20 protein-coding genes are annotated in these 23,798 nt (G+C 64.4%); 9 read left to right on the top strand and 11 right to left on the bottom strand.

Going from position 1 to position 23,798, the window contains the following annotated elements:
* The first annotated feature begins 19 nt into the window (after positions 1-19).
* The 8 genes from IFS44_RS17830 (at position 20) to IFS44_RS17795 (ending at position 9,839) form a co-directional block, all read left to right on the top strand.
* Positions 20-1,504 carry a carboxylesterase/lipase family protein gene (locus IFS44_RS17830; protein ID WP_342366478.1) on the top strand — a complete coding sequence of 495 codons (1,485 nt, stop codon included), beginning with the start codon at positions 20-22 and terminating at the stop codon, positions 1,502-1,504.
* A gap of 10 nt (positions 1,505-1,514) precedes the next feature.
* Positions 1,515-2,276, top strand: a complete 762-nt coding sequence (locus IFS44_RS17825) for an SDR family NAD(P)-dependent oxidoreductase (protein WP_192099465.1) — start codon at positions 1,515-1,517, stop codon at positions 2,274-2,276.
* Between the two features lie 129 nt (positions 2,277-2,405).
* A complete protein-coding gene (locus IFS44_RS17820) occupies positions 2,406-4,565 on the top strand; it encodes a TonB-dependent receptor (RefSeq protein ID WP_192099464.1) in 2,160 nt (719 codons plus the stop codon).
* 1 nt (position 4,566) lies between these two features.
* Positions 4,567-5,970 carry an FAD-binding oxidoreductase gene (locus IFS44_RS17815; protein WP_446740868.1) on the top strand — a complete coding sequence of 468 codons (1,404 nt, stop codon included), beginning with the start codon at positions 4,567-4,569 and terminating at the stop codon, positions 5,968-5,970.
* Between the two features lie 51 nt (positions 5,971-6,021).
* The gene (locus tag IFS44_RS17810) at positions 6,022-6,957 is read left to right on the top strand and encodes an alpha/beta hydrolase (protein ID WP_192099462.1); all 936 of its coding nucleotides are present in this window, start codon (positions 6,022-6,024) and stop codon (positions 6,955-6,957) included.
* Between the two features lie 9 nt (positions 6,958-6,966).
* Positions 6,967-8,271, top strand: a complete 1,305-nt coding sequence (locus tag IFS44_RS17805) for an MFS transporter (RefSeq protein ID WP_197977936.1) — start codon at positions 6,967-6,969, stop codon at positions 8,269-8,271.
* 81 nt (positions 8,272-8,352) lie between these two features.
* Complete coding sequence (locus IFS44_RS17800; protein ID WP_342366477.1) at positions 8,353-9,120, top strand: helix-turn-helix transcriptional regulator; 768 nt, start codon at positions 8,353-8,355, stop codon at positions 9,118-9,120.
* The gene (locus IFS44_RS17795) at positions 9,117-9,839 is read left to right on the top strand and encodes a FadR/GntR family transcriptional regulator (protein ID WP_192099460.1); all 723 of its coding nucleotides are present in this window, start codon (positions 9,117-9,119) and stop codon (positions 9,837-9,839) included. Before IFS44_RS17800 ends, IFS44_RS17795 begins: the two co-directional genes overlap by 4 nt.
* 374 nt (positions 9,840-10,213) lie before the next feature.
* Here IFS44_RS17795 and IFS44_RS17790 read toward each other — a convergent pair whose 3' ends face one another.
* The 11 genes from IFS44_RS17790 to IFS44_RS17740 form a co-directional block, all read right to left on the bottom strand.
* Positions 10,214-11,041 (bottom strand): HpcH/HpaI aldolase/citrate lyase family protein, encoded by an 828-nt coding sequence (locus IFS44_RS17790; protein ID WP_192099459.1) that lies wholly within the window; start codon positions 11,039-11,041, stop codon positions 10,214-10,216.
* A 10-nt stretch (positions 11,042-11,051) separates the two neighbouring features.
* On the bottom strand, positions 11,052-11,795 hold the full coding sequence (locus IFS44_RS17785; RefSeq protein ID WP_031441437.1) for a GntR family transcriptional regulator: 744 nt from the start codon (positions 11,793-11,795) through the stop codon (positions 11,052-11,054).
* 83 nt (positions 11,796-11,878) lie between these two features.
* Entirely contained in the window at positions 11,879-13,072 is a 1,194-nt protein-coding gene (locus IFS44_RS17780) for a CaiB/BaiF CoA transferase family protein (RefSeq protein WP_192099458.1), read from the bottom strand.
* Positions 13,069-14,247: an acyl-CoA dehydrogenase family protein gene (locus IFS44_RS17775; protein ID WP_192099457.1), complete on the bottom strand. Its 1,179-nt coding sequence runs from the start codon at positions 14,245-14,247 to the stop codon at positions 13,069-13,071. Before IFS44_RS17775 ends, IFS44_RS17780 begins: the two co-directional genes overlap by 4 nt.
* The gene (locus IFS44_RS17770) at positions 14,244-15,638 is read right to left on the bottom strand and encodes an MmgE/PrpD family protein (RefSeq protein WP_192099456.1); all 1,395 of its coding nucleotides are present in this window, start codon (positions 15,636-15,638) and stop codon (positions 14,244-14,246) included. The genes IFS44_RS17775 and IFS44_RS17770 overlap by 4 nt, the downstream gene beginning before the upstream one ends.
* Positions 15,635-17,008 carry an MFS transporter gene (locus tag IFS44_RS17765; RefSeq protein ID WP_107934058.1) on the bottom strand — a complete coding sequence of 458 codons (1,374 nt, stop codon included), beginning with the start codon at positions 17,006-17,008 and terminating at the stop codon, positions 15,635-15,637. Before IFS44_RS17765 ends, IFS44_RS17770 begins: the two co-directional genes overlap by 4 nt.
* Before the next feature lie 114 nt (positions 17,009-17,122).
* Entirely contained in the window at positions 17,123-17,632 is a 510-nt protein-coding gene (locus IFS44_RS17760) for a MaoC family dehydratase (RefSeq protein WP_031441432.1), read from the bottom strand.
* 74 nt (positions 17,633-17,706) lie between these two features.
* Complete coding sequence (locus tag IFS44_RS17755; RefSeq protein WP_192099455.1) at positions 17,707-19,269, bottom strand: OprO/OprP family phosphate-selective porin; 1,563 nt, start codon at positions 19,267-19,269, stop codon at positions 17,707-17,709.
* Between the two features lie 145 nt (positions 19,270-19,414).
* Entirely contained in the window at positions 19,415-20,326 is a 912-nt protein-coding gene (locus IFS44_RS17750; RefSeq protein WP_192099454.1) for an acyl-CoA thioesterase, read from the bottom strand.
* A 43-nt stretch (positions 20,327-20,369) separates the two neighbouring features.
* Entirely contained in the window at positions 20,370-21,440 is a 1,071-nt protein-coding gene (locus tag IFS44_RS17745) for an FUSC family protein (protein ID WP_206757863.1), read from the bottom strand.
* Positions 21,441-22,124: 684 nt separating this feature from the next.
* Entirely contained in the window at positions 22,125-23,081 is a 957-nt protein-coding gene (locus IFS44_RS17740; RefSeq protein WP_192099453.1) for an aromatic alcohol reductase, read from the bottom strand.
* Positions 23,082-23,150: 69 nt separating this feature from the next.
* On the opposite strand from IFS44_RS17740, the gene IFS44_RS17735 reads away from it, so the two are divergent.
* Positions 23,151-23,588, top strand: a complete 438-nt coding sequence (locus IFS44_RS17735) for a winged helix-turn-helix transcriptional regulator (protein ID WP_192099452.1) — start codon at positions 23,151-23,153, stop codon at positions 23,586-23,588.
* Positions 23,589-23,798 lie beyond the last annotated feature (210 nt).

The following is a 23,798-nucleotide window of genomic DNA, read 5'->3' as shown; positions in this document are numbered from 1 at the left end:
ATCCGAAGGAGAGAATATCGTGAGCGAACCTATGGTCTCGACCGCCGACGGTATCGTGCAGGGAGGGGCCACGGGCGGTGTTCTACGGTTCCTCGGCGTGCCTTACGCCGCGGCGCCGGTGGGTGCGAACCGGTTCGCGCCGCCACAACCGGTCACGCCGTGGTCCGGGGTGCGCGACGCGACGACGGCTGGACCCAACGCGCCGCAGCGGACCAGGGCATTTCCCGGCCTCGATATTGTACCGCTGATCGGCAAAGGCTGGGTGTCGGGCGATGAATATCTGACGGCGAATATCTGGCGTCCCGATGACGACCGGACCGGCTTGCCGGTGATGGTGTTCATCCACGGCGGCGGCTTCGTGATCGGCAGCAAGGATGCACCCGTGCAGGACGGCGGCACCTTCGCGCGCGACGGCGTGATCTGCGTCGCGATCAACTATCGGATGGGGGTGGACGGCTTCCTGCCGATCCCGGGCGTGCCGACCAACCTCGGCCTCCGCGACATGATCGCGGCGTTGACGTGGGTACGGGATGGCATAACCCAGTTCGGCGGCGATCCGGGCAACGTCACGGTGTTCGGCGAATCCGCCGGCGCGATGGCGATCGCCGACCTGATGGCATCCCCGCTCTCAAGGGGATTGTTCCGGCGCGCGATCGTTCAGAGCGGGCATGGCGGGATGACGCGCTCGGTGCCGGTGATGCAGCGTCTAGTGAAGAAGCTGGCGAAGGTCCTGAAGATCACTCCCGACGTCAGTGGTTTTGGCAGCGTACCGTACGATGCGCTGATCGACGCGGTAGAGGCGGTATCCGCGCCGACCGCACGGATCGATCTGCGCGACGAGGGCGGGCACGAACCAGTGTTCGGAATCAGCCGCTTCGTGCCCGTCCACGGCGACGACGTGCTGCCGCAGCGTCCGCTCGATGCGCTAGCGAACGGTGCGGGCGCGCAAGTCGACCTGCTGATCGGCACCAACGCGGAAGAGATGAACCTGTACCTCGTCCCGACCGGCGTGCGCGACAAGATCGGACGGTTGCTGGCCACCTATGTCCTCCACAAGTCGCAACCGCATGCCCGCAAGGTATTGAAGGCATATGGTATCGGGGCGAAGGGCAGGAAGCCCGGCCAGGCGCTGACCGACGCGATGAACGACCTCGTCTTTCGCTGGCCCGCACGCAGGTTTGCCGAGGCGCACCAAGGGCGCACGTACATGTACGAGTTCGACTGGCGTTCGCCGATGTTCAGCGGCCAACTCGGTGCGTCGCACGGGATGGAGTTGCCGTTCGTGTTCGATACGCTGGCGACCGCAACCGGCGAGCAGGGCTTGTGCGGACCCAACCCGCCGCAAGACCTCGCCAACCGGATGCACGCGCTGTGGATCCGCTTCGCAACAGATGGCAGCCTGCCTTGGGTCGAGTTCGATGCAGAAACTCGACAGGTCTATTCGCTGGTCCGGCAGGAGGCGCGGCATGAGCCCGCCATGCCCGCCGCACCCTATCTGCCGTGAAGGACCGGTCATGTATCTCGAACGACTAAAGCTTACCGGCCGCCGTGCCGTCGTGACGGGTGGCGCGGCGGGGATCGGTCTCGCCTGTGCCGGGGCGTTAGCCGAAATGGGCGCGCACGTGACGTTAGTCGACCGCGATGCGACGGCGATCGCGGCGGGGCGAGCTGCGCTTGCGGACAAGGGCCATGCGGTCGACGGCCATGTGGTGGACGTGACGAACTCTGCACAGGTCACCGCTCTGGCCGATCAGCTCGGGGCGATCGACATTCTCGTCAACAATGCCGGCATCGCGCGGAGCGAGACCGCCGCTGAGGACGTCGCCGACGAGCATTGGCTGAACGTGCTCGACGTCAATCTCAACGGCACCTTCTGGTGTGCACGCGCCTTTGGACGGCACATGCTGGCGGCGGGGAAGGGAGCGATCGTTAATGTCGGTTCGATGAGCGGCTTCATCGTCAACCGGCCGCAACCGCAAAGCTATTACAACGCATCGAAAGCCGCGGTGCATCAGCTCACCAAGAGCCTCGCGGCCGAATGGGCGCCGCGCGGTGTGCGCGTGAACGCCGTCGCGCCGACCTATATCAACACCGTCCTCAACGGCTTCGCGGACCGCGAGGGGGAGATGTACAAGCGCTGGATCGACGGTACGCCGCAGGGGCGCCTGGGGGAACCTGAAGAAGTCGCGGCGATCGTCGCCTTTCTCGCCTCGGACGCGGCCAGTCTGATGACCGGCAGCATCGTGCTCGCCGATGGCGGCTATAGCTGCTGGTAGCGTACCGATCGGCGAAGTACGCGAGCCGGGCGGCACAGTCGATAACCTTTCAGACAGGTCAGCTATCAGATAGCTTGGAGCCTAGAAGTAGCCGGCGATGGATCGGCGCTCTGAGGGGATGAGGATCCAATGCGCTTCAAGACATTGCTCGCCGGAGGATGCGCCGTCGCCGCGCTCGTCACCACGCCGGTATCCGCGCAAGACGCCGCCGATCAGGCAAAGGCGACACCTCCCGCATGCTCCGACGACATCATCGTCACCGCACGTCAGCGCCAGGAATCGTTGAAGGATGTGCCGATCGCGGTGACGGCGATCTCCGGCGACCGACTGAAGGAATTGCAGGTCAATACGGTGAAGGACATCGCGTCCTACACGCCGGGCCTCAACATCAATTCCGACAGCGTCGGCCGCGCATTCGTGTCGATCCGCGGTATCGGTACGACGCTGATCGACACGGTGCAGCCCGGCGTCGGCATTTTCATTGACGGCGTCTATCAGCCGAACACATCATATCTGAACTCTCCGATCGTTGACGTTGCGCGGATCGAGGTGTTGCGCGGGCCGCAGGGGACGCTGTTCGGCAACAACACGCTGGGCGGCGCGATCAACGTCATCACGCGCCAGCCGGGTAACGAGTGGGAGGGGCGGTTCGACGCCGCGATCGCCGGTACCGACAACTACGCCTCGGTCTCGGGGTCGGTCAGCGGGCCGATCGTCCGCGACCTGCTCCAGTTCCGGATCGGCGCGTCCTATCATGAGCAGGACGGCTTCATGCGCAACACGCTGACGATCGGCGACATGAACCCGCTGAAGCAGCAGAGCGTCGGTGGCACGCTCCGCTTCACGCCCGCCGACTGGGCGGTGTTCACCGTCAACGGCAACTACGACCGGGCCGCAGGCGGCAGCACGTCGTACATCCATGTCGCCGGGCCGACCGATTACCGGCTCGATGGCGCGACAAACGTGCTGAACCGGGCGGTGATCGATTATTACGGCGCGAACGTGAAGGGCGAGTTCGACGTCGCATCGCTCAAGACCAAGATCACCGTAATCGGGGCGTACAACCAGAAGAACCTCTCCGGGGTCAATGACGGCGATTTCGGTGCGGTCGACCTCCTCCGTACCCGCGGTGGTTCGACCTTGAAGACCAAGACGGCCGAATTGCGCTTCGATACGCAGTGGAGCGATGCGTTTTCGACGCTCATCGGGCTGTACGGCAATCGCTACACGCAGGTGAGTGATCAGCTGACGACGATCGATTTCCGCGCGCTGCTGGGCCCGACCTTCCCGCTGCCCGCCTCGACCACGCCTTCGTCGACCTATGTCCGCAACGACACGCGCGCGATCTTCGCGACCGCTTTCCTGAAAGTGGGCACGCTCGATCTCGCGGTCGGTGGGCGCTACGATCATCAGAAGCTGGTCGCGAGCCAAGTCAACGGCGTGACGCCCTATACCGCGCCGGTCTATAAGAAGGACCAGTTCCAACCCCGCGTCACGCTGACCCAGCATTGGACGCCGGCGGTGATGAGCTATGCCTCGGTCGCCAAGGGGATCCGCGGCGGTGGTCAGAACGGTCCGGGTACGCGGCCGCAGGACGCGACGTACAAGGGCGACAATGTCTGGACCTATGAGCTGGGCACGAAGTTCGATGCATTCGACCGCCGCCTGACGATCAACGCGGACATATTCTACAACGACTACAAGGACTTCATCGGTCAGAACTCGCTGGCGCCGAGTGCCACGGGCGGGTTCGTCGCGATCAACCTGAACACCGGCACCGTCAAGAGTTACGGCGCCGAACTGGAAGCGCACCTCCGCCTTACCGATCATTGGCGGATCGACGCCGGCGCCTCCTATCTCCATGCCCGCATCACTGACGACAGCCAGTATTTCGCGACCACCGGCGTCCACGTATCAAGCGACCGTGTGATCTTCACGCCCGACTACAACTTCAACTTCAATACGACCTACACCGTCCCGGTCGGCGATAACGCGGTGTTGCTGGACGCGGGGATCTTCGGGAAGGGCAGCCGGATCGGGTCGTCGCTCGACCCCGATGTCGCGCCAAGACTATCTGCCTATGCTATCACGAACGCCTCGCTCGGCTTCCGCTTCTCCAGTGGTCTGACGGTGACTGCGTTCGGCACCAACCTGTTCAATACCAAATTCATCGAAAGCTATATCGACAAGTCGGCGTTGGTGCGGGCCGGGCTTGCGCCGCTGGCGTCGAACCTCGCCATCCAGGGCGACCGCCGCCGATACGGCGTGCGCGCGAGCTTCCGGTTCTAGGATGACCATGCACGTCGAACAGATCGAAAGGGCGCCGCTCGATCCGGCGTTCGTCGCAGCGCTCCAGCAGCGTTTCGGCACTGCGCTGCACATGAGCGACGCGATGCGCCTCCACCACGGCAGCAGCGAGGCGCATTTCGCCCCGATGCTGCCCGACGCGGTCGTCTTCGCGCGGTCGACCGAGGAGGTGGTGGATCTCGTCAGGCTATGCGCTGCGGCCAAGGTGCCGATCGTCCCGTTCGGTGCGGGGACCTCGATCGAGGGCAACACGCTGGCTGTGCATGGCGGCGTTTCGGTCGACCTGTCCGAGATGACCCAGATCGTGTCGATCAACGCCGAGGACTTTGATTGTACGGTACAGGCCGGCGTCCGTCGTGAGCAGCTCAACGAGCATATCCGCGACCTGGGGCTGTTCTTCCCGATCGATCCCGGTGCGAATGCGACGATCGGCGGAATGGCTGCGACGCGCGCGAGCGGCACCAATGCGGTGCGCTATGGCACGATGCGCGAGGCCGTGCTGAGCCTGCGCGTGGTGACGCCCGATGGCCGCGAGATCCGTACGAGCCGTCGCGCGCGGAAGTCGGCGGCGGGCTATGATCTGACCCGGCTGTTCGTAGGCTCCGAAGGCACGCTCGGCATCATCACCGAGGTGACGCTGCGGCTGCACGGCATTCCCGAGGCGATCTCGTCCGCGGTGTGCAGCTTCGAGACGCTGAACGGCGCGGTCGATACAGTAGTTCAGGCGATCCAGATTGGCGTGCCGCTCGCTCGCGTCGAAATTCTCGACGACATGCAGATGAAGGCGGTCAACGCCTGGTCGAAGCTAGATTACCCCGAACTGACCACGCTGTTCTTCGAATTTCACGGCTCACCAAGCTATGTCGACGAACAGGCGGAGACGGTGCGCGAGCTGGCGGCGGCGAATGGCGGCGGCGACTTCCGCTGGTCGAACCTGCCCGAGGAACGCTCGAAGCTGTGGAAGGCCCGGCACGAGGCATATTACGCGGCGGTCAACCTGCGTCCGGGCGCAGTCGGCTGGGCGACGGACGTGTGCGTGCCGATCAGTCGCCTGGCGCAGTGCATCGGCGAGACCAAGGCCGACCTCCAGGCGTCGTCGGTCCCCGCGACCATTTTCGGGCATGTCGGCGACGGCAATTTCCATGTCGTCTTTTCGATCGATCCGGAGTCCGAGGCGGAGCTGGCCGAGGTCTCGGCGATCAACGCACGGATGGTCGAACGCGCGCTGGCGATGGACGGCACCTGCACCGGCGAACACGGCATCGGCATCGGAAAGCAGGACTGGCTGGTCGCTGAACTTGGCGACGCGGTCGAACTGATGCGGACGCTGAAGCACGCGCTGGACCCCGACAATCTGTTCAATCCGGGCAAGATCTTCGCGTTCTAAACGCCGTTCCGGTATCGGACGCGCGTCACAACAAGGATCGTGGAGAGAATGATGGACAGCCTGCACCTGGTGGATCCGACGCTGCGCCCGCTGCTCGAGATGTTGCCGCAGATCTCGCTCACCGCCGACATCCTGCCGGCGATGCGCGACCGACCGTCGATGCTGCCGCCCGCCGACGAAACCCTGGCGACGCTGGAGATCCATACGGTTCCAGGGCCTGCCGGGGCGCCCGATATCGACCTGCACGTCTTCCGCCCGGCGGGCGTCACCGGCGCCCTGCCGTGCATCTATCACATCCATGGCGGCGGCTATGTGATGGGCAAGGTGTCCGACTATGATCCGCTGCTTCGTCCGCTTGTCGCCGATCTGCAATGCGTCGTGGTGTCGGTCGAATACCGGCTGGCGCCTGAGACGAACTTCCCCGGCCCGATCGAGGATTGCTACGCAGGACTGGTATGGACGATCGCCCATGCCGACCGGCTCGGGATCGATCCGGCGCGGCTCGGCGTGATGGGGCAGAGCGCGGGCGGCGGGTATGCCGCGGCACTGGCCTTGATGGTGCGCGACCGTGGCGAACATGCGCTCGCATTCCAGCACCTGATCTACCCGATGCTCGACGACCGTAGCTGTACCGCACCGCCGCATCCCTATGCCGGCGAGTTCGTCTGGACCGCGCAGAGCAATCGTTTTGGCTGGACCGCGTTGCTCGGCCACGCGCCTGGTGGCGACGCCGTGTCACCCTATGCGGCACCAGCGCGGGCGACGGATCTCGGCAACCTGCCGCCCGCCTATATCGCGACCGGCGCGCTCGATCTCTTCGTCGAAGAGGACATCGACTATGCGACGCGGCTGATCCGCTCCGGAGTGCCTGTCGAGCTTCACGTCTATCCCGGCGGCTATCACGCCTTCGACATCTTCGCCGACGGTCCGGTCTCGCAACAGGCACGCCGCGACAGCCACGAGGCTCTGCGCCGTGCGCTTGCATAAGGATCCAGAATGACAGATTTCGCCCGACCGATCGAGGCGGCCGCACCGCCATTTGCCAAGACGCTGTTGCCGCTGCTCGCGCTCGCGCTGGCCATGGCGGTCGGCTTCACGATGATGGGCGCATTCGGCACGGTGCAGGAAGGCGCGAAAGCCGAACTCCACCTCAGCGACTATACGCTGAGCCTTATCCAGGGGCTGTCGGCGGCGCTGCCGCTGGCGGTGTTCTCGATCCCGATCGGTATCATGGTCGATCGCTACAACCGCGTGCGAATGATGATCGCACTCGCGTTCGTGTGGACGCTGGGCACGGTGCTGACCGGGCTCGCGCATAGCGTTCCGTTGCTGTTCGTTGCACGCATGCTGACCGGGATCGGCACGACCGGCGCGCTGACCGCAGCGCTCTCGCTGTGCGCCGATTTCTGCGTTCCGACGCAGCGGGGCAGGGCGATGCTGATCGTCAACCTCGGCAAGTCGCTCGGCGTCGCGCTCGCCTTGGCACTGTCGGGCGCACTGTTCGGGCTGTTCGCACATGGCCGCGCGCCAGCGTGGTTCGCAGGGATGATGCCGTGGCGAAGTGTGCATCTGTGCCTGGCGGTCGTCAGCGTGCTCGCCATCCTGCCACTGTTCGTGTTGCGCGAACCGGTGCGGCAGGAGGTTGCGGCCGGCACGCATGCGCCGTTCAAGGTCGTGGCCGGCGAACTCTGGGCGCGCCGCGTGTTCCTGATCCCGTTGTTCGTCGGCCAGATCAGCGTCGTGATGGCCGATGCCGCGGCCGGGATCTGGGTTTCGCCGGTCCTGTCGCGGACGTTCCACCTCCAACCCGACCAGTTCGCCGGCTGGATGGGCGCGCTGCTGTTCGGTGCCGGCGTGGTCGGTGCGATCGTCGGTGGTCTGTCCGCCGATCGCGGGCAAAAGAGCGGCCGCCGCGGTGGCCTGCTGATCGGTGCGATCCTTGCCGCCGCGCTCGGCGTACCCGCGGCGTTGTTTCCGATCATGCCCTCGGTCCCGCTGTTCGGGGTCGCCGTGGGTTTGTTGGTAACGTGCGGTGCGGTGACGGGCGTTGTGACTTCGGTGGCGTTGACCGTGCTAATACCCAACGAACTGCGCGGGTTGTGCATCGGCGCGTTCATCGCGATCGCGGGGCTGATCGGCTACGGCCTCGCACCCACGCTGGTCGCGGCTGCAAGCGGCATGCTGGGCGGCGAAGCGCATCTCGCGCAAGGTCTCGCGATCGTCGGCGTCGTGACCAGCGCGATCTCCGTCGTCGCCTTTACGATTGCAATGCGTCGCGCGCCGGTATCAGCAACGGCTTGACCTGTAAGATAGCTCTTGCAGGAGCTATCTGATAGCTGCATGATCGACCCAATCCCGGCAAACTGGAGAAGGAGAGCGGTGGTGGGCGAGGGAAGCATGCAGAAGGAACGCGTCACGGTGTCGCCCGAGATGGCGGCATTCATCGGCGAGGGTATGGTCGACCCGACGACGTTTCCCGCCGATGCCGTGGTCCTCTGCTTCACGCTGGGCGAGCACACGCCGGCGCAGGTCACCGTCACGACCGGTGCGGTTCCTTCGGAGGAGCGGGCGGTCCTCATTCTCGCGGTCGAACGCGGTGCCTGCCTGCGGGTCTTCGATTACGCGCCCGACGCGAACATCGCGTGTCATCTGCCGAGCGAATTGCGGCTGATCGTCGTCGCGATCCGCGATTGCGCGCTCTCCGAGCCCTGGCGCAGCACGCACCGGTCCGCGAAATGCATCGAACTCCTGTCCATCACGTTTCAGCGGATCGTTGAGGACGACCTTGTGCCGCTCGCGGGCGCCGGGCAGTTGTCTGCAAGGGACAGCCAGCGGATCGTCGCGGCCAAGCGCATGATCGACGAGCGTTGGGGTGAGAAGATGACGCTTGATTCGATCGCGCGCGCTTGTGGACTGAACCGTGCGAAGCTGACCCGCGGCTTCCGCGACATGTTCGCCTGCACGGTCGCCGACGCGCTGCTGGACAGGCGGCTCGGAGCGGCACGCCAGATGCTGATCGCGACCAATCTGCCGGTATCGTCGATCGGATACCAGTGCGGCTATCTCAACAATGCCAGTTTCACGCGGGCCTTCTCGCGGCAGTTCGGCGCGACCCCGTCGTCGCTGCGCGCACCACGGCTCGCGGCATGAGCGCGATGAGCGTGCGACTGATAGAGGGCGGCTCGCTGGTCGATCAGGCGGTCCATGCGGTCCGCACGCACATCCGCACGAACGACATGAAAGTCGGCGACACGCTGCCGTCCGAAGGGCATTTTGCGACAGAGCTGGGTGTCAGCCGCCCAGTACTCCGCGAGGCGTTCGGCGCTCTAGCGGCGTTGCGACTTATCGACGTAGGCAACGGCAGGCGCGCGCGCGTAGCCGCGATCGACGGATCTGTGATGGCAACGTCGCTCGACCACGCGGTGGCAACGGCGCAAATCTCGATGGTACAGATCTGGGACGTGCGCCGCACGCTGGAACTGCGCACTGCCGAGCTCGCCGCGATCGACCGCACCGACGACGAGGCGCAGACGATCATCGGTCTGGCCGAGGCAATGGAAGCAGCCGGTAGCGATATCGATGCGCTGACCCGCCACGACATCGCGTTTCACCAAGCAATCGCGCAGGCTGGACGCAACATGTTGTTCTTGCAGATCATCCGCTCGTTCGCACCGATGATGGTTCATGCCGTCCCTGCAGCGTGGGCAACGCGGACCACCGCGCGGCAGCGTGCCGCCGTGCTGGCACATCATCATGCGTTAGCGCGTACGATCGCCGATCGTGACCCGAAAGCTGCGACCGCAGCAATGAACACGCATTTTGTCGCGTCCATCGGTGATCTGTTTGCCCGTCGTGAGAATGATAATTAGCCAGCGCTTTCTGGACGTGCATCGATCGTTATTCAAAGAGGTTAGAGTACCGGCTGTACCAACAGAATGACATCAAGGATTAGCGGGTGTGGACGCGTATATGTCGTCTCAAATGACGTAGCTCTGCGAGCCGGCACGCGTAATGAAGCTTGCGAAATGCCTGGGCCTTGGAAGGTCTGGGATCAGATGCATATGGCTTGGCGACGAATTGGCGACGCCTCCAATCATCCTTCGTTGCGTTACCCGCCAAAACCGGCTCCGATCAATGATAAACGAGCGTCCACCTCCGTGACGCAACCGACTGAATTTGAACGTCCGCAACTGGGTCATTGTCCGCAAATATTGCGACCCCGCGGGCCATCCACGCTGTCTGCTCACCGGCGGAAAGAATCAAATGCCGAATATGTATCAAGAACTCGGCGAGCGCGATCGACGACGGGTTTGTCGATCAGTTTGCCGTCGACGGCAACGGCTCCGAACGCGCCGTCGATAGCGGCGACCACGCGGGTGGCCCAGTCCACGTCAGAGGCGGAGGGTAGGAATGCCGCGTTGACGATCCCCACCTGTCGTGGATGGACGCAAAGCTTTCCGCCGAAGCCGAAGCGACGTGCGTGGTCGGTGTCGCGTGCCAGCGCCTCGTCGTTAGAGAGATCCGTCGAAACGCCATCGACTGGTGCTGCAAGTCCGGCGCTTCGCGAGTGAAGGACGATTTGCGTACGGACATAGTCGATCTCCGCCTGGTCGCCGTCGATGCCGGCGTCCGCCTGAAAGTCCACCGTGCCGAACGACAGCCGTGAGAGACCGGGCGCGGTGACGAGGTCCGCCAGGTTCAAGACCGCCGAAACGGTCTCGACCAGCGCATGGAGCGGCTTGCCGGGTGCTGCCTCGTGAATCGCCGCGAAGTCCGACGCGCGCTCGGCCTTGGGCAGCATCAATCCAGCGACGCCTGGCAGTGCGGCGAGTCCACGTACGTCGTCCGCATGCCACTCAGTATCCAGACTATTGACGCGCACGAAGAAGCGCGGTTCCCGCAGACTGGCGAGCGCATCGTAAATCGTATCGCGCGCGGCAACTTTGCGGTCGGGGAGGACAGCGTCTTCGAGATCGATCACAACGATGTCCGCGCCGCTCGCGCGCGCCTTTTCGAAACGCTCGGCACGATCGCCAGGCACGAACAGGATACTGCGGGCGGCAATGGTCATGGGATGTCCTCTACAGGCCGGATACGGGATCGCGGCGGAAGGTCTGGGAATAGGAATATCGGTCCGCGGGATGGGTGTTGATCGCCATCTCGACGACCTCGCCGCGTGCGTTGAGATATTGCCGCGTCAGGCGCAGGCCCGGCGCACCGGTCTTGGTTTCGAGCAATTTGGCGATCGGCGCGGGGATCGCCACCGCTTCGATATGCTGGCGGACTTCGGCGACGCGCTCGCCAAACTGTTCCTCGATCCGGCTGAAGATCGGCACATCGCCGACATCGTCGTCGAGCTTCAGGCTGCGGAATGCGGGGTGGAGATAGATGTCCGAAAAGGAGATCGGGCTGGTCCCGGCGGCGCGGCGCAGCGCCATGAGATGCAGCCAGGTCTGGCCCGATGTCGCGCCGACCTGTTCGGAGAGCGGGCCGTCCAGCGCGATCGTCTCGCGCGCGATGATCGTGAGGCTGGTCTCGTTGGTGTATTGCTGGAGATCGGACAGCCCCTCCATCACCTGGCGATACGCCGCCGGGCGCGACAGCCCGAGGACGCGCGTGCCGACCCCGGCCTGTCGCGAAACCATGCCCGATTGCACGAGCCGCTTGATCGCCTCGCGCACGGTGAAGCGGCTTGCGCCGAACTGGTCGCACAGCTCGAACTCGGTCGGCAGCAGCGTGCCAATTGGATAGCGCCCATCCTCGATCTCGTTGATCAGCGTCTGGGCGAGTTGTAGGTAACGCGGTTGCTGACGAAGCTGGGGCATCAAATATCCATCGGTCGCTTTGTCGGGTGATCCGGACAATAGCGCACCGTCCAATGCCTTGGCGTTTGATGCAAGCGCGGGTGTCACCGGACCGCGCCGCGGGTCCGCAAGGCTGCCACGTCGTCATCGGTGTAGCCGAGGGTCGCGAGGATGGCGCTGGTATCCGCACCGAGTGTGGGAGCAGCCTTGTCCGGATGTTCGACGCCGCCCGCGCGGATCGAGGAAGCGATGCCGGGCAGGGGGCCGTGTTCGGGATGCTGGAAATCGATGATCCGCTTCGATTCCGCGAGAAACGGATTGTCGAGCGCCTGCTGAACGTCGAGCACTGGCGCGGCCGGCACGCGTCCTTCGAACAGCTGCATCCAGTCCGCGGTGGTGCGGGTCGACAGCACCGCATCGAGATCCGCGTTGAACGCCGGACGGTTCTCCAGCCGGGCGGCGAAGGTCGCGTAGCGCGGATCGGTCGCCCATTCGGGACGCTCGATCAGCCCGCACAGAACCTCGAAGAACTTCTCCTTGTTGCACATCACGAAGATCCAGCCGTCGCTGGTCGTGTAGAGCTGGCTGGGGGTGAGTGAGGGATGGCTCGATCGCGACGTGCGTTCGACGGTGACGCCGCCGTTGAGATACCATTCGGCGACATAGTTGAGGTTGCCGAGCGCGACGTCGAACAGGCTGACGTCGAGATCGCGGCCGATCCCGCTGCCGCGCGCCGAGACGACGCCGGCCAGGATCGCGAGCGCAGCGGTGGTGCCGGTCATGAAGTCGACGATCGACAGCCCGAAGCGTGCGGGCGGCGTTCCCGGCTCGCCGGTGAGCGACAGATAGCCGGCCTCGGCCTGCATCAGATAGTCATAGCCTGGCCATGCCGCGCGGCTGCCGGTACGACCATAGGCGGAGAGGTGGACGCAGGCGATCGCGGGGTTGAACTGCGACAGTGCGGCATAGTCGAGCCCGAGCTTTGCCGGCAGGTCGCCGCGCAAATTGTTGAACACCACGTCCGACTCCGCGACGAGCTTCTCGAGCACCGCGCGCCCGTCCGCGCTCTTCAGGTCGAGGCCGATGCTGCGCTTGTTGCGGTTGAGCGATTCGTAGAAATGGCTGTCGCCCGGCGCGAAGAAATACGGGCCGACATGCCGACCGATATCCCCGCCATCCTTATGGTTCTCGATCTTGATGACCTCGGCGCCGAGATCGGCGAGCTGCTGCGTACCGAACGGCCCTGCGCCATATTGTTCGACCGCGACGATGCGGAGGCCGGCGAGTGGCTGGCTCATGCCGGGTTCCGCGCGATGATCTGCTTGGCGATGATGATGCGTTGCAGTTCGTTGGTGCCTTCGCCGATCGTCAGCAGCGGTGCGTCGCGGTAGAGGCGCTCGACATTATATTCCTTCGAGTAGCCGTAGCCGCCGAAGATCCGCATCGCCTCGATCGCGTTCTCCAGGCCAGCTTCGGTCGCGAAATACTTCGCCATGCCGGCTTCCATGTCACACCGCTCGCCACGGTCATACGCCTTGGCGGCGGCTTCGGTGAGCAGCCGCGCGGCGTAGGTGCGGGTCGTCATCTCGCCGAGTTTCAGCTGGATCGCCTGATGCTCGCAGATCGGCTTGCCGAACGTCTTGCGCGTCTGCGCATAGGCGACCGCCTCGTCGAGTGCTGCCTGCGCGATGCCGACGCCGCGCGCCGCAACGTTGATGCGGCCGAGTTCGAGCCCGCCCAGCACCTGCTTCAGGCCGACGCCCTCGATCCCGCCGATCAACCGATCGACCGGCACGCGGTACCCGTCGAAAGTCAGCGCGTTGCTGTCGATCCCCTTGTAGCCAAGCTTCTCCAGCTTCTTCGACACGATGAAGCCGTCGCCCTTCTCGGCGATCAGCAGGCTCATGCCCTTGTGGCGTGGCTCGGCGGCCGTGTCGGTCTTGACCAGCAACAGGATGGTGTTGCCCGAGCCCGAATTGGTGATCCACATCTTGCTGCCGTTGACGACATAGTCGTCGCCGTCGCGGACCGCGGTGGTGCGGATCGCCTGAAGGTCGGTGCCCGCGTCGGGCTCGGTCAGGCCGATACCGCCGCGCAGTTCGCCGGTCGCGAATTTGGGCAGGTAATGATCCTTCTGCGCCTCGGTACCGCAGCGCTGGACCGTCATCGCCATGATCATGTGGCTGTTGATGATGCCTGCGACGGACATCCACACGGTCGAAATCTTCTCGATGATCCGCGCATAGGTCAGCGTCGAGATGCCGAACCCGCCGAATTCGGGTGCGATCATGAGCCCGAACAGCCCCATTTCCTTCATCGTGTCGACGATCTTCTGCGGATATTCGTCGTCATGCTCGAGCTGGTGGACGAACGGCTTCACGTCGGTTTCGAGGAACTTGTCGATCGAATCGAGGATCAGGATCTCTTCGTCGGTCATCGCGCCATCGGCGGCGATCGCGTTTGCCAGGGTCATGCGGATACTCCTTGAGGGGCAGTGGCGCCGGCGAGGATGTCGCCGAGCGCGGAAGCGGGGTGCAGGTGCAGATCGAGCACGGCGGCGCGGATATGCGCGGCGCGGGTCGCGTCGACCGTGCGAGCGGCGTTCTCGAAATATTTGGCGTCGATGTCGGCGTTGCTGAACGGCCGGTCGGATGCACCGCGGTTGATCGCCTCGCGGTGGCGCAGCATGCGGCCATCTCGGGTTTCGACCATGACTTCGCCGGTGAAGTGCTTGGGATAATCGCTATCGGGGTCGACGGCGTATGTGACGTGTGCGGCTAGATCGAGCACCGCCGGATCGTTCAGTGCTGCCGGATCAAGCGAATCGAGCGTGAACTTGCCTGTCAGCAGCGCGGTCGCGACCGTGTAGGGGATCGAGAATTGCGCGTCGTAGCCGGTGTGGGGCGTCCGCTTGGGAGCGACCGGCTCGCAGACGATCGGGATGACCGCCTCGGGCACCAGCACGATGACCTTGGCGATATCGGCAGCGGTCAGGTCGTATTCCGCACGCAGCGCGATCGCCGCATCGATCGCGGCATGCGTCATGTGGCAGGCGGGAAGCGGCTTTACCGACACCGCCTCGATCTCCCAGATCTCGCCGAGCGCTTCGGTCGCCTGCGCGAGCAGGGCAGGGGCGGCGTCGCGAAGATACAGGGCATAAAGCCCGAAGCGCCCTTCATACGCAGCCGGCGGTCCGACGAAGCCGCGCTTGGCAAGCGTCGCCGCGGTCAGTGCCGAACTCGCGGCCCAGCCGGGATGCAAGCGCTTGGTCCATGCACCGTCGGCCAGGAACTCCAGACTCCCGCCGGCCATCGACAACACGATCCCCTGCGCCATCGCGATCTGCTGCGCGTCGAGTCCGAGCAACCTGCCGGCCGCGAGCGTCGATCCGAACGCGCCGATCAATCCGGTCGGGTGAAAGCCGAAGCCGTGAAACCCGCCCGCGCCGACGGCCGCGACCCGCGTCGAAACCTCCATCGCTGCGATATAGGCGACGAGCAGGTCGGTGCCCGATGCGCCGGCTTTGTCCGCCGCGACCAGCGCAGTTGGAAAGGCGCTGACGGTCGAATGGATGATCCCGCGTGAATGCGTGTCGTCATAGTCGAGGCCGTGCGTAACGACCCCGTTCATCAGCGCCGCGTCCCGCATCGCCAGCGTGCGGCCATAGCCGAGCACCGGCGCTGTTCCGCTGCCGAGGTCGCCCGCGGCGGCGAAAGTCGCCTCGGCCCAGTCTGCGCCGACTGCCGCTAGGCCCGTGCCGACCGAGTCGAGGATCAGGTGGCGTGCGCGCTCCTTGACCCGCTCGGGAATGGCATCGATCGTCAGGCCAGTCGCAAAATCGGCGAAGGTTTGCGAGAGCGTCACTTGGCGGCTCCCCCAAGGACCAGCGAGTCGTCGGCGACGTCGTCGAGCGACTGACCGGTGGTCTCGATGTTCAAAAGACCGACGGCGGCGATCATGCAGGCGAGCACCACGCCGACCATGCCGAGCACGCCCTCCAGCCCGAAGCGCTCAAACAGCGCGACGGTGGCATAGGGCGTGACCATCGACGCGGCCCGTCCGCACATGCCCGCGAAACCGGTGCCACGCAGCCGATAGGCGGTCGGGAACAGCTCGGGGATGTAGGCAAACAGCGCCAGCGTCACGAGCGTGTAGATGCTCGACACGAGCAGGAAGCCCGTTAGCGGCACCATAAGGTCACCGTGCGCATTGGGATAAAGGAAGCCGAAGATCATGATCGCGACGGCCGCCGCGATCAGCGAGGCGCGGCGCGAGATGCGGTCGGCGATACCGATCGCGACGATCGCACCGAACACGCTGCCGAACGACATCAGCGTCGTGTACCAGAGCGAGGTGACGATCCCCGTGCCGTGGCTGACCAGGAAGGTCGGCAACCACGCGACGAAGCCGTAGACCGAGACGTTGACGGCGATCGCGGCAAGCGTCGCGGCGATCAGGCGGCGGCGCAGTTTGGAGCCGAAGAGCGCGCTGAGCGGTGCGTGGACCTTTGGTACGATGCGGACTTCGGGGACGGCGGCGAGGGGGCCCTTATGCTTGACGACGTCGGCTTCGATCTCGCGAAGCGTCGCCTCTGCCTCCTCGTTGCGGCCGACCGACTCCAGCCACCGCGGCGATTCCGGCATCTTCTTGCGCATTACCCAGACGATCAGCGCAAGGATACCGCCGATCGCGAACATGTAGCGCCAGCCGAGCGTCGGGATGACGATATAGCCGACCGACGTCGCGACCAGCAGGCCCGAATTGACGACCATGCCCATGATCGACACCCAGCGACCGCGATAGGCCGGCGGGATGAACTCGCCGAGCGTGCCCGCCGCGACCACCAGCTCGGCGCCGAGGCCGATGCCCATGATAAAGCGGCAGACGATCAGGAACGTCATGTTGGGCGAGAAGATCGCCGCGATCGAGGCCAGCCCGAACAGCGCGAGGTTGAACTGGTAAGAGGCGCGACGTCCGAAGCGATCGCCGACATAGCCGGCCATGCCTGCGCCGATCATCATGCCGAGGAAGGTCATCGACATGAACACCGCGGCCTGCGCCAGCGTCGAGAAGCCCTCGGCCTTCAGCGCGGCGATGACACCCCCCGCGAGATACACATCGAACGCGTCTAGGAATGCGCCCGCGCTGATCAGCCCCAGGATGCGCCAGTGGAATCGGGAGATAGGCAGACGGTCCAGCCTGGCTCCTGCGTTAACGGCGATGGTATCGGCCATGGGGCTACCTCTCTTCGTAATGACGACGGGCCGGGTCTTCTTTTGTCGAAGTTCTCGCAGGCCGCGCTGGGGGCGTCCGGTCACCAACGGCGACCGGTTAGTCGATCAGTCGGGCTATTTGTCGTCGGGAGACTCGCCGCGCTTGTAGACCAGCGAGTTGCGCGTGAACTCCATGATCTGCTTGGCGTCCTGATTGAACGCCCGAGTGCGGGTGGTGACGATCCCCTGCGTCGGGCGCGACTTGGACTCGCGGATTTCGAGTACTTCGGTTTCCGCGGTCAGCGTGTCGCCGCCGAACACCGGATGGGTAAGCTTGATCTCGGTCCAGCCGAGATTGGCGGGGGACTTGCCGCTCACGTCGTTGACGGTCATGCCGAGCACGATTGCCAGGGTCAGCCCGCTATTCACCAGCAGCCGCCCGAACTCGCTCTTGGCGGCATATTGCGCGTCGCAATGCATCGGGTGCGAATTCATCGTCATCAACGAGAACTGGATATTGTCCGCGTCGGTTATCGTCCGCCCGGGGCGATGCTCGTAAATGTCGCCGACGACGAAATCCTCGAGATACCGGCCATAGCTCGCGCGGTAGCGCTGCTCGCCAACCTTGATAGCCGAAAGGCTCATACATCCTCCTTATCGCTTTGTACGGACATTATCGAACTTATAGTACGCTGGCAAGGTGAAGCCGGCGTCGACGGTCAGAACGCCACTTCGGCCCTTGCCGCGAACGTGTCGCCGCTATCGCGCCCGATGAAACCGCCGGTCCGGTTGTCGGTACGGAAATGGGTATAGTCCGCCATGAACCGGAAATTGTTGGTCAGCGACCAGTTCAGGCCGACCGTACCTGCGGTACCGGTGCCGCCGAGCGGGAGGCTCGAACTGTCGAGATCCTCATAGCGTATCACCGCCTCCAGCGCCCCCCATCCGCCATCGAGCACCGAGTTCAGCACGTTCGGCGCGACATAGGTGCCGCTGCGCGAAGCATAGGTCGGCGTCTCGCCGGTGATCCAGAAGCCGCCATTGACCGACAAGGCCTTAATCTTGCCGCTGCGGAAGGTCGAGGTCGGGCCGCCATGCACGGTCCGCTGACCATATTCGCCGAACGCGTAGAATGGCCCGAGCGTGCCGCCGAGCTCGAGGCCGAACGCCTTTGATCCGTCCGCGCCAGCCAGCGCCGCGGACTCGACACGGACGCTGTTGTTGAGCGCGCCCGCCATACCTTGCGCGAACGTGGTCGGCAGCGTCGTATCGGGGATGTTCTCGCTATATGCCCAACCGCCGATGTGGATCAGGCCATGCTTGGTGAGGATCGGGTTCCAGTGCGCGCGGCCCAGCAGCATTCGGTTGTCGCTGCGCGTGAAATCGCTGTCGATCGCATCGCCGTGCACGCCAAGGCTGGCATGCCAGTTCTTGCCGCCCGCACGGCCGACCGCGCCCATCAGGAAGACCTTGCCGCCCTGCGTCGCGAGCGCGGTGGTGTTGATGTTGGTGGTGATGAAGGGGTTGGCGGTCGACGCGGTGCCGATGTCGATGCCGCGATCGGTGATGAGGTTGCCGAATCGGACATCGGCGTCGGTCTTGCCGAACTTCTGGCGGTAACCGACGAACGCCTGCACGACCTCGGTCGCGTTGCGCCGGAAATCGGTTTCGAACTGATAGAAGAGGTGATCGCCGATCGTGCCAATCGCGCCGACGCGAAACTGGCGCAGCGTCGAGACGGTGATGTTGCGACGGTCGAAATCCGACCCCCCGGTCGAGGAGATATCCGCCAGCAACCGCCCGCGCATCTTGAACGTGAACTTTCCGTCGCGGCTGCTGAACACGGGCGCCCCCCGGCTCCAGTCGACCGCGAGATCGGCGGGCAGCGCGACGCCGCCGGCATTGACGACCTGCGGGTTGCCGACCGGCACGGGGGCGATCTTCGCGCCGGGATCGGCCGTCTGGTTGGCGACCTGCACGCGGGTCGGGGCCGCTGACGGGGGTGCTGGCACAGGCGCTGCCAGTTGCGGGGCCGTTGATGGCGCAGCGGCCGGAGGTGGGGCATTTGCGGCAAGCGCACGGCCGGCTTTCGCCTTGGCATTGGCGATCAGCGTATCGGCGCGCTCGCGGCTGACCAGCTTGTTCTCGACCATCTCGTCGATCAGCGCCAGCATCGTCTGGTACGACGGATCGGTATCGAGCGGAGACGCCGTCTGCGCCCGCGCTGCCGATGGCAGCACGGCTAGCAACGCACACAGCGATACGGCGTACGAATGACGCATACAGACATCCTCATCGATTGGGATCGTCCGTCTTGCGCGGCGCGACATCCTGGAACCAGCTTCACTGGCGTAAGATGATCCTAATGTCCGTACAAATGCGCTGTCAACACGGTTTTGCGCGGCGACCCGATCCGGGGTGCACCGATCAGGGCATATGCGGGATCGTCGTACGTGGCGCGAGATCGGGCCGCATCCGGATTAATCCCTCCTGCGTGACATGCGCGATCGCTCGCCCGTCGCGGCTATGGAAGACACCGCGTGCGATGCCGCGGCCATGTCCCGACCACGCGCTTTCGCTGGTATAGAGCAGCCAATCGTCCAGCGGCACGTCGTCGTGGAACCACATTGCGTGATCGAGGCTCGCGGTCTGCATGCTGTGCTCGAACATGTTGACCCCGTGCGGGATCAGCGACGCACTGAGCAGCGCATAATCGGACAGATAGGCGAGCACGCCGCGGCGCACGACGGGATCGGTTGGCACGCTTCCCCGAAACCGGATCCAGACATGGGATACGGGCGTGCCGGGCTTGGTCTGGAGGAACGCGGGAACGCCGCAGGGCCGGATATCGAAGGCGGACCGCTGGCCGAGGAACGCGACGGCTTGCGCGGAGATACCCGCATAGTCGCCAGCGAGGATGTCGAGCGAGCGCAGTTCCTCTGGCGGGGGAAGGTCGGGCATCGCGACCGCATGCTCCAGGCCGGATTCCGGGCGCTGGAACGATGCGGCCAGCGTCAGGATCGTCGCGCCGTTCTGGCTGGCGGTGACGCGGCGGTTCGCGAACGACTTGCCGTCGAAATCGCGCTCTACCCGGAAGATGATCGGTTGCGTCTCGGTGCCGGCGCGCAGGAAATAAGCGTGCATGCTGTGCGCCACGGCGGGTGCGTCGACCGAACGCTGCGCCGCCATCAGCGCCTGCGCCACGACCTGCCCGCCGAAGACGCGCGCGGTTGCGCCGGGTCGCTGGGGTCCGCGGAACAGGTCGGTATCAAGCGGTTCGAGGTCGAGCAGCGCGACCAGTTCGGCGGCGAGGTCGGGCGTCGATAAGGTTTCGGTCATCGCCGCCCGTACCGCGCGCGTCGCCAGCGGCAAAGTCGCGCGGTCAGCTTTGTTCGGCAGCGAGCACCTTGGTCGGGGCGATTTCGTCGACGCGACCGGCAAGGTCGAGCAGGTCGCGGTGAAGCCGTCCCGCGGCGAAGGCGAGCCCGAATACGCGGCCCGATGCGTCGAAATCCAGGGTCGCCGCGGCCTCGCTCCGTCGGAACAGATCGAGCGCGGTACCGAACATCCGATAACAGGCTTCGACGTCGCCCCGATCAACCTTGCCCCGCGTACGCAGCGCCTCCGAACACCGGCTCGCCAGCGCGGCATGCGCGGTCAGCATCGCCGCCGATGGCTTGGCGAGCGCTGCCATCGCCGCCGGGGGCAGCGGCTCGTCGAGTGCGCGACCGCTCAGCACCAAATCGTTGCGGATACGCCAGAGCGTGCGCGGTACGGCGGCGGGGATACCGTGATCGGCGAGGCGCGAGGCGCGTTCGCGGTCGGCGTCCTTCATCGCCAGCTCCACCGCGGCCAGCGCATGACGCAGCGCGGCGTGTTCGGGGGACGATGGCAGCGCCAGCCCGGTGGTCAACGCGTCGGCCTGCGCCCGCAGCATCCGTTCGATATGGCTCAGCACGGCAAGCGTCCGCGCGATCACCACGCCGTGCGAGCGTGCCGGCAGGATCAGCATCGCCGCCAGCACACCGATCATGCCGCCCAGGCCAATCTCGATGATGCGATCCCGGACGAAGATCTCCACCGAAGAGCCCGGCGGCGCGCTGAGCAGCATGATTGCCGCAGTGACCGGCGCGATCCGCAGCCGCGGTCGGATCGACGCGACGAGCGCCGCGATGCCGGTAACGGTGACGAGCACCAGCCCGAGTTCGAGCGTATCGGTTCGCCCGAGAGCCGCGCCGATGCCGCCCAGCACCGCGCCCAGCAAGGTTCCCAGCAACCGATCGGTCGCTGCGCCGAGCGTTCCCCCGATCGATGCCTGCATCACGATCAGCACGGTGAACACCGCCCAATAGCCTTCGTGCAGACCGAGCGTCTTGTACGCCGCAAACGCTGCTGCAGTAGCGACGATCACGCGGACCGTCTGGCGCAGGCTATCCGCATTCGCCTTGATCAACGCGCTCGGTCGGAGATCCAATGTCAGCGCTTTTCCCTCCAACTACCTGTAAATCAGTCCGTCGGCGGTAATGCTCGTACCTGCAATCGTAAATCGCCACGATTGGCTTAGCTACAGTTCGACTGGCTGATATCGCCGCCCTCCGGGCGAGGTCTTTGCCTCAGCCTTACGCTCGCGCAGGACGCCAATGATCTGATTCTCGGAAGATCGGCCATCCCGCATCACTCCCCTCCATCTGACGAGATAACTTGCCAATCGGATGAATTCTGAGGAGCGGGTCAAGGGAGATCATTGCACCAGATGTACGTCGCTTGCCCGCGCAAGCTGCTCCGTACCGCGGGCATGATTGAAAGCTCAAGTCAGCGGCGAACATGGACGGATATCGGAAGTTGGAACGGCAAAAGCCGCATCGGGATGACCGAATGTTGGTCTGGGCAGCCCTGCGATGCCCAACAGTTTCGCCCACTTCGGGACTTTTAGGCTGGCGATCCGGGCGCCAAATAACGGCTATTCGTTCAGCGCGATCTTTCCCATTTCTCCGTCTCCGATTGGCCATCTTGGGAAAGGCCAATCGGGAACGGATCTTGGGACGTAAGCTGCCCTAAGCTGTCTGCGTGATCGCCGGGGCGGCTGTCCCACTCTAAGTTCGTCTTTGGGAAGGTCTCTACAGTCACCCCGCCTGCGTCACTTTTCTTGTTGCGCCCCTCGCAGATCGGCATTGATCAGGGCCGCAACGTCGGTGACCGGAAAACCCTGCCGATCATTGAACGTGCCTGCCTTCGGCCAGGACACACCGCGACCGATCGCGAAGGCGGCGCGGTACTTACGCATCATGTTTTTCGGATCGTTCGCTAGCTCTTCCATCAGGAAAGGCACGGTCCAGACCGAACGCTTGAAGGCCCGGCCCAGTGCCACCTCCAACTTGTCTGCGACCTCACCATAACTGACGGTGTCACCGGCCAGGAAGACGATCTCGTTGCGGATCGTCGGCTCGAAGAACACGATCTCGGCAGTGAGCACACCGATGTCATCCGGCGTCGTCAGCGTCACAGCGGTATCGAGGCTGCCGAGCGCGTGAACCTCGCTCTTCTCCAGATCGACGACACCAAAGTCCGGCTCGAACAGGTAGCTCATGAACATGCCCGTGGAGATAATGACCCACTCGGTCCTCTCCTGCGAGCGCAGCAGCGCACGCACATCGAGCTGCGCATCGAAGATATCCTGCGGCCCGCCGCGGCCGATCGCCTCGAAGTCGACGCCGAACTGCCAGGGGAAATAGCGCGGAATCCCGGATTGCAGCGCCGCCTTGGCGAGCTTCATCGGCGTGTTGATCCCGGCTGCGTAGCCTGCACAGCCGATCACCGTATCGTAGTCCGAAAAGAGCGATGCCAGCTCCTCGATCGTGTCGTTCACCAGGTCGCCGAGCACGATCTCGATCCCGGCTTTGCGGATTTCGGCGATGTCACGCTGCTTGGAGGGATCGCCCGACTCCACGGCACTCTCGCGGAGAAGGACACTGATCCTGGCACCGTCGATGCCCTTGGCGTGACGCGCCAGATTGCGAAGCACGGGCATGCCAAGCTCGCCGGCACCCAGAACGAGGATATTGCGTGATTTCACATTGGAGACTGTATCGTTCATCGTTCTAACTCGTTTCACCGTGGATGCCGGTGATCTGGCAAGACACGGGCAAGCGTGAAAGACGGGTACATGCGTGATACTGCCGTTCAATCTCTAACCGAGGAGGACATCCTCCGATATTCGCAAACGGTTTGCGATGGCCTCCGGGACGATGACGACGGGGTGCGCCGTGAGGTGTTGGCCCATGCCGGTAACCGCTGGTCGCTTGGTGTCATCCATACGCTCGGCGTGTACGGCCAGCTTCGCCACGCGGAAATCGGCCGACGGATGCACGGTATTACGCAGCGGATGTTGACGCGCACGCTGCGCCATCTGGAGCGCGATGGATTGGTGGTGCGTCACGACTTCGAGGAGGTGGTTCCTCATGTAGAATATGCTCTATCCGAAACCGGATTGAAGCTACTGGTCATGATGGTCCCCCTGTGGACGTGGATCGTCGAGAACGTCGACAGCTTTCGCGCATCACGAGAGATGTTTGATCGGGAACATGCGGCAGAAGAGCCCTGAAGGCGACATCGGCTTACAGGCTTAACTTTCCAGAAATACCATCGTCTTTGGAAAAAGACCGCGTCCCGCTATGTCTGCCATTGCAATAAACCGCTCCGTAAGCCGCCCGTCGACGCACTTTCCTATGCGCGAACCGGCGGCATTCTCGTAGTATGGAAGCTCGACCGGCTTGACCGTACCATGAAAGAACTAAGAGGTGTCTGAGCCTTC

Origin of the sequence: Sphingomonas sp. CFBP 13706, from assembly GCF_014842355.1 — a bacterium.
GTDB classification, from domain to species: domain Bacteria; phylum Pseudomonadota; class Alphaproteobacteria; order Sphingomonadales; family Sphingomonadaceae; genus Sphingomonas; species Sphingomonas aerolata.
Note: the sequence above shows the minus strand (reverse complement) of the source record. Positions and strands in the feature narration are given on the sequence as shown.

Bases quoted from the DNA above. Each gene is read 5' to 3' on its own strand.
- IFS44_RS17825 (WP_192099465.1), top strand. From the start codon at position 1,515: ATGTATCTCGAACGACTAAAGCTTACCGGCCGCCGTGCCGTCGTGACG.
- IFS44_RS17820 (WP_192099464.1), top strand. From the start codon at position 2,406: ATGCGCTTCAAGACATTGCTCGCCGGAGGATGCGCCGTCGCCGCGCTC.
- IFS44_RS17815 (WP_446740868.1), top strand. From the start codon at position 4,567: ATGACCATGCACGTCGAACAGATCGAAAGGGCGCCGCTCGATCCGGCG.
- IFS44_RS17810 (WP_192099462.1), top strand. From the start codon at position 6,022: ATGGACAGCCTGCACCTGGTGGATCCGACGCTGCGCCCGCTGCTCGAG.
- IFS44_RS17805 (WP_197977936.1), top strand. From the start codon at position 6,967: ATGACAGATTTCGCCCGACCGATCGAGGCGGCCGCACCGCCATTTGCC.
- IFS44_RS17795 (WP_192099460.1), top strand. From the start codon at position 9,117: ATGAGCGCGATGAGCGTGCGACTGATAGAGGGCGGCTCGCTGGTCGAT.
- IFS44_RS17790 (WP_192099459.1), bottom strand. From the start codon at position 11,041: ATGACCATTGCCGCCCGCAGTATCCTGTTCGTGCCTGGCGATCGTGCC.
- IFS44_RS17785 (WP_031441437.1), bottom strand. From the start codon at position 11,795: ATGCCCCAGCTTCGTCAGCAACCGCGTTACCTACAACTCGCCCAGACG.
- IFS44_RS17780 (WP_192099458.1), bottom strand. From the start codon at position 13,072: ATGAGCCAGCCACTCGCCGGCCTCCGCATCGTCGCGGTCGAACAATAT.
- IFS44_RS17775 (WP_192099457.1), bottom strand. From the start codon at position 14,247: ATGACCCTGGCAAACGCGATCGCCGCCGATGGCGCGATGACCGACGAA.
- IFS44_RS17765 (WP_107934058.1), bottom strand. From the start codon at position 17,008: ATGGCCGATACCATCGCCGTTAACGCAGGAGCCAGGCTGGACCGTCTG.
- IFS44_RS17760 (WP_031441432.1), bottom strand. From the start codon at position 17,632: ATGAGCCTTTCGGCTATCAAGGTTGGCGAGCAGCGCTACCGCGCGAGC.
- IFS44_RS17755 (WP_192099455.1), bottom strand. From the start codon at position 19,269: ATGCGTCATTCGTACGCCGTATCGCTGTGTGCGTTGCTAGCCGTGCTG.
- IFS44_RS17750 (WP_192099454.1), bottom strand. From the start codon at position 20,326: ATGACCGAAACCTTATCGACGCCCGACCTCGCCGCCGAACTGGTCGCG.
- IFS44_RS17740 (WP_192099453.1), bottom strand. From the start codon at position 23,081: ATGAACGATACAGTCTCCAATGTGAAATCACGCAATATCCTCGTTCTG.
- IFS44_RS17735 (WP_192099452.1), top strand. From the start codon at position 23,151: ATGCGTGATACTGCCGTTCAATCTCTAACCGAGGAGGACATCCTCCGA.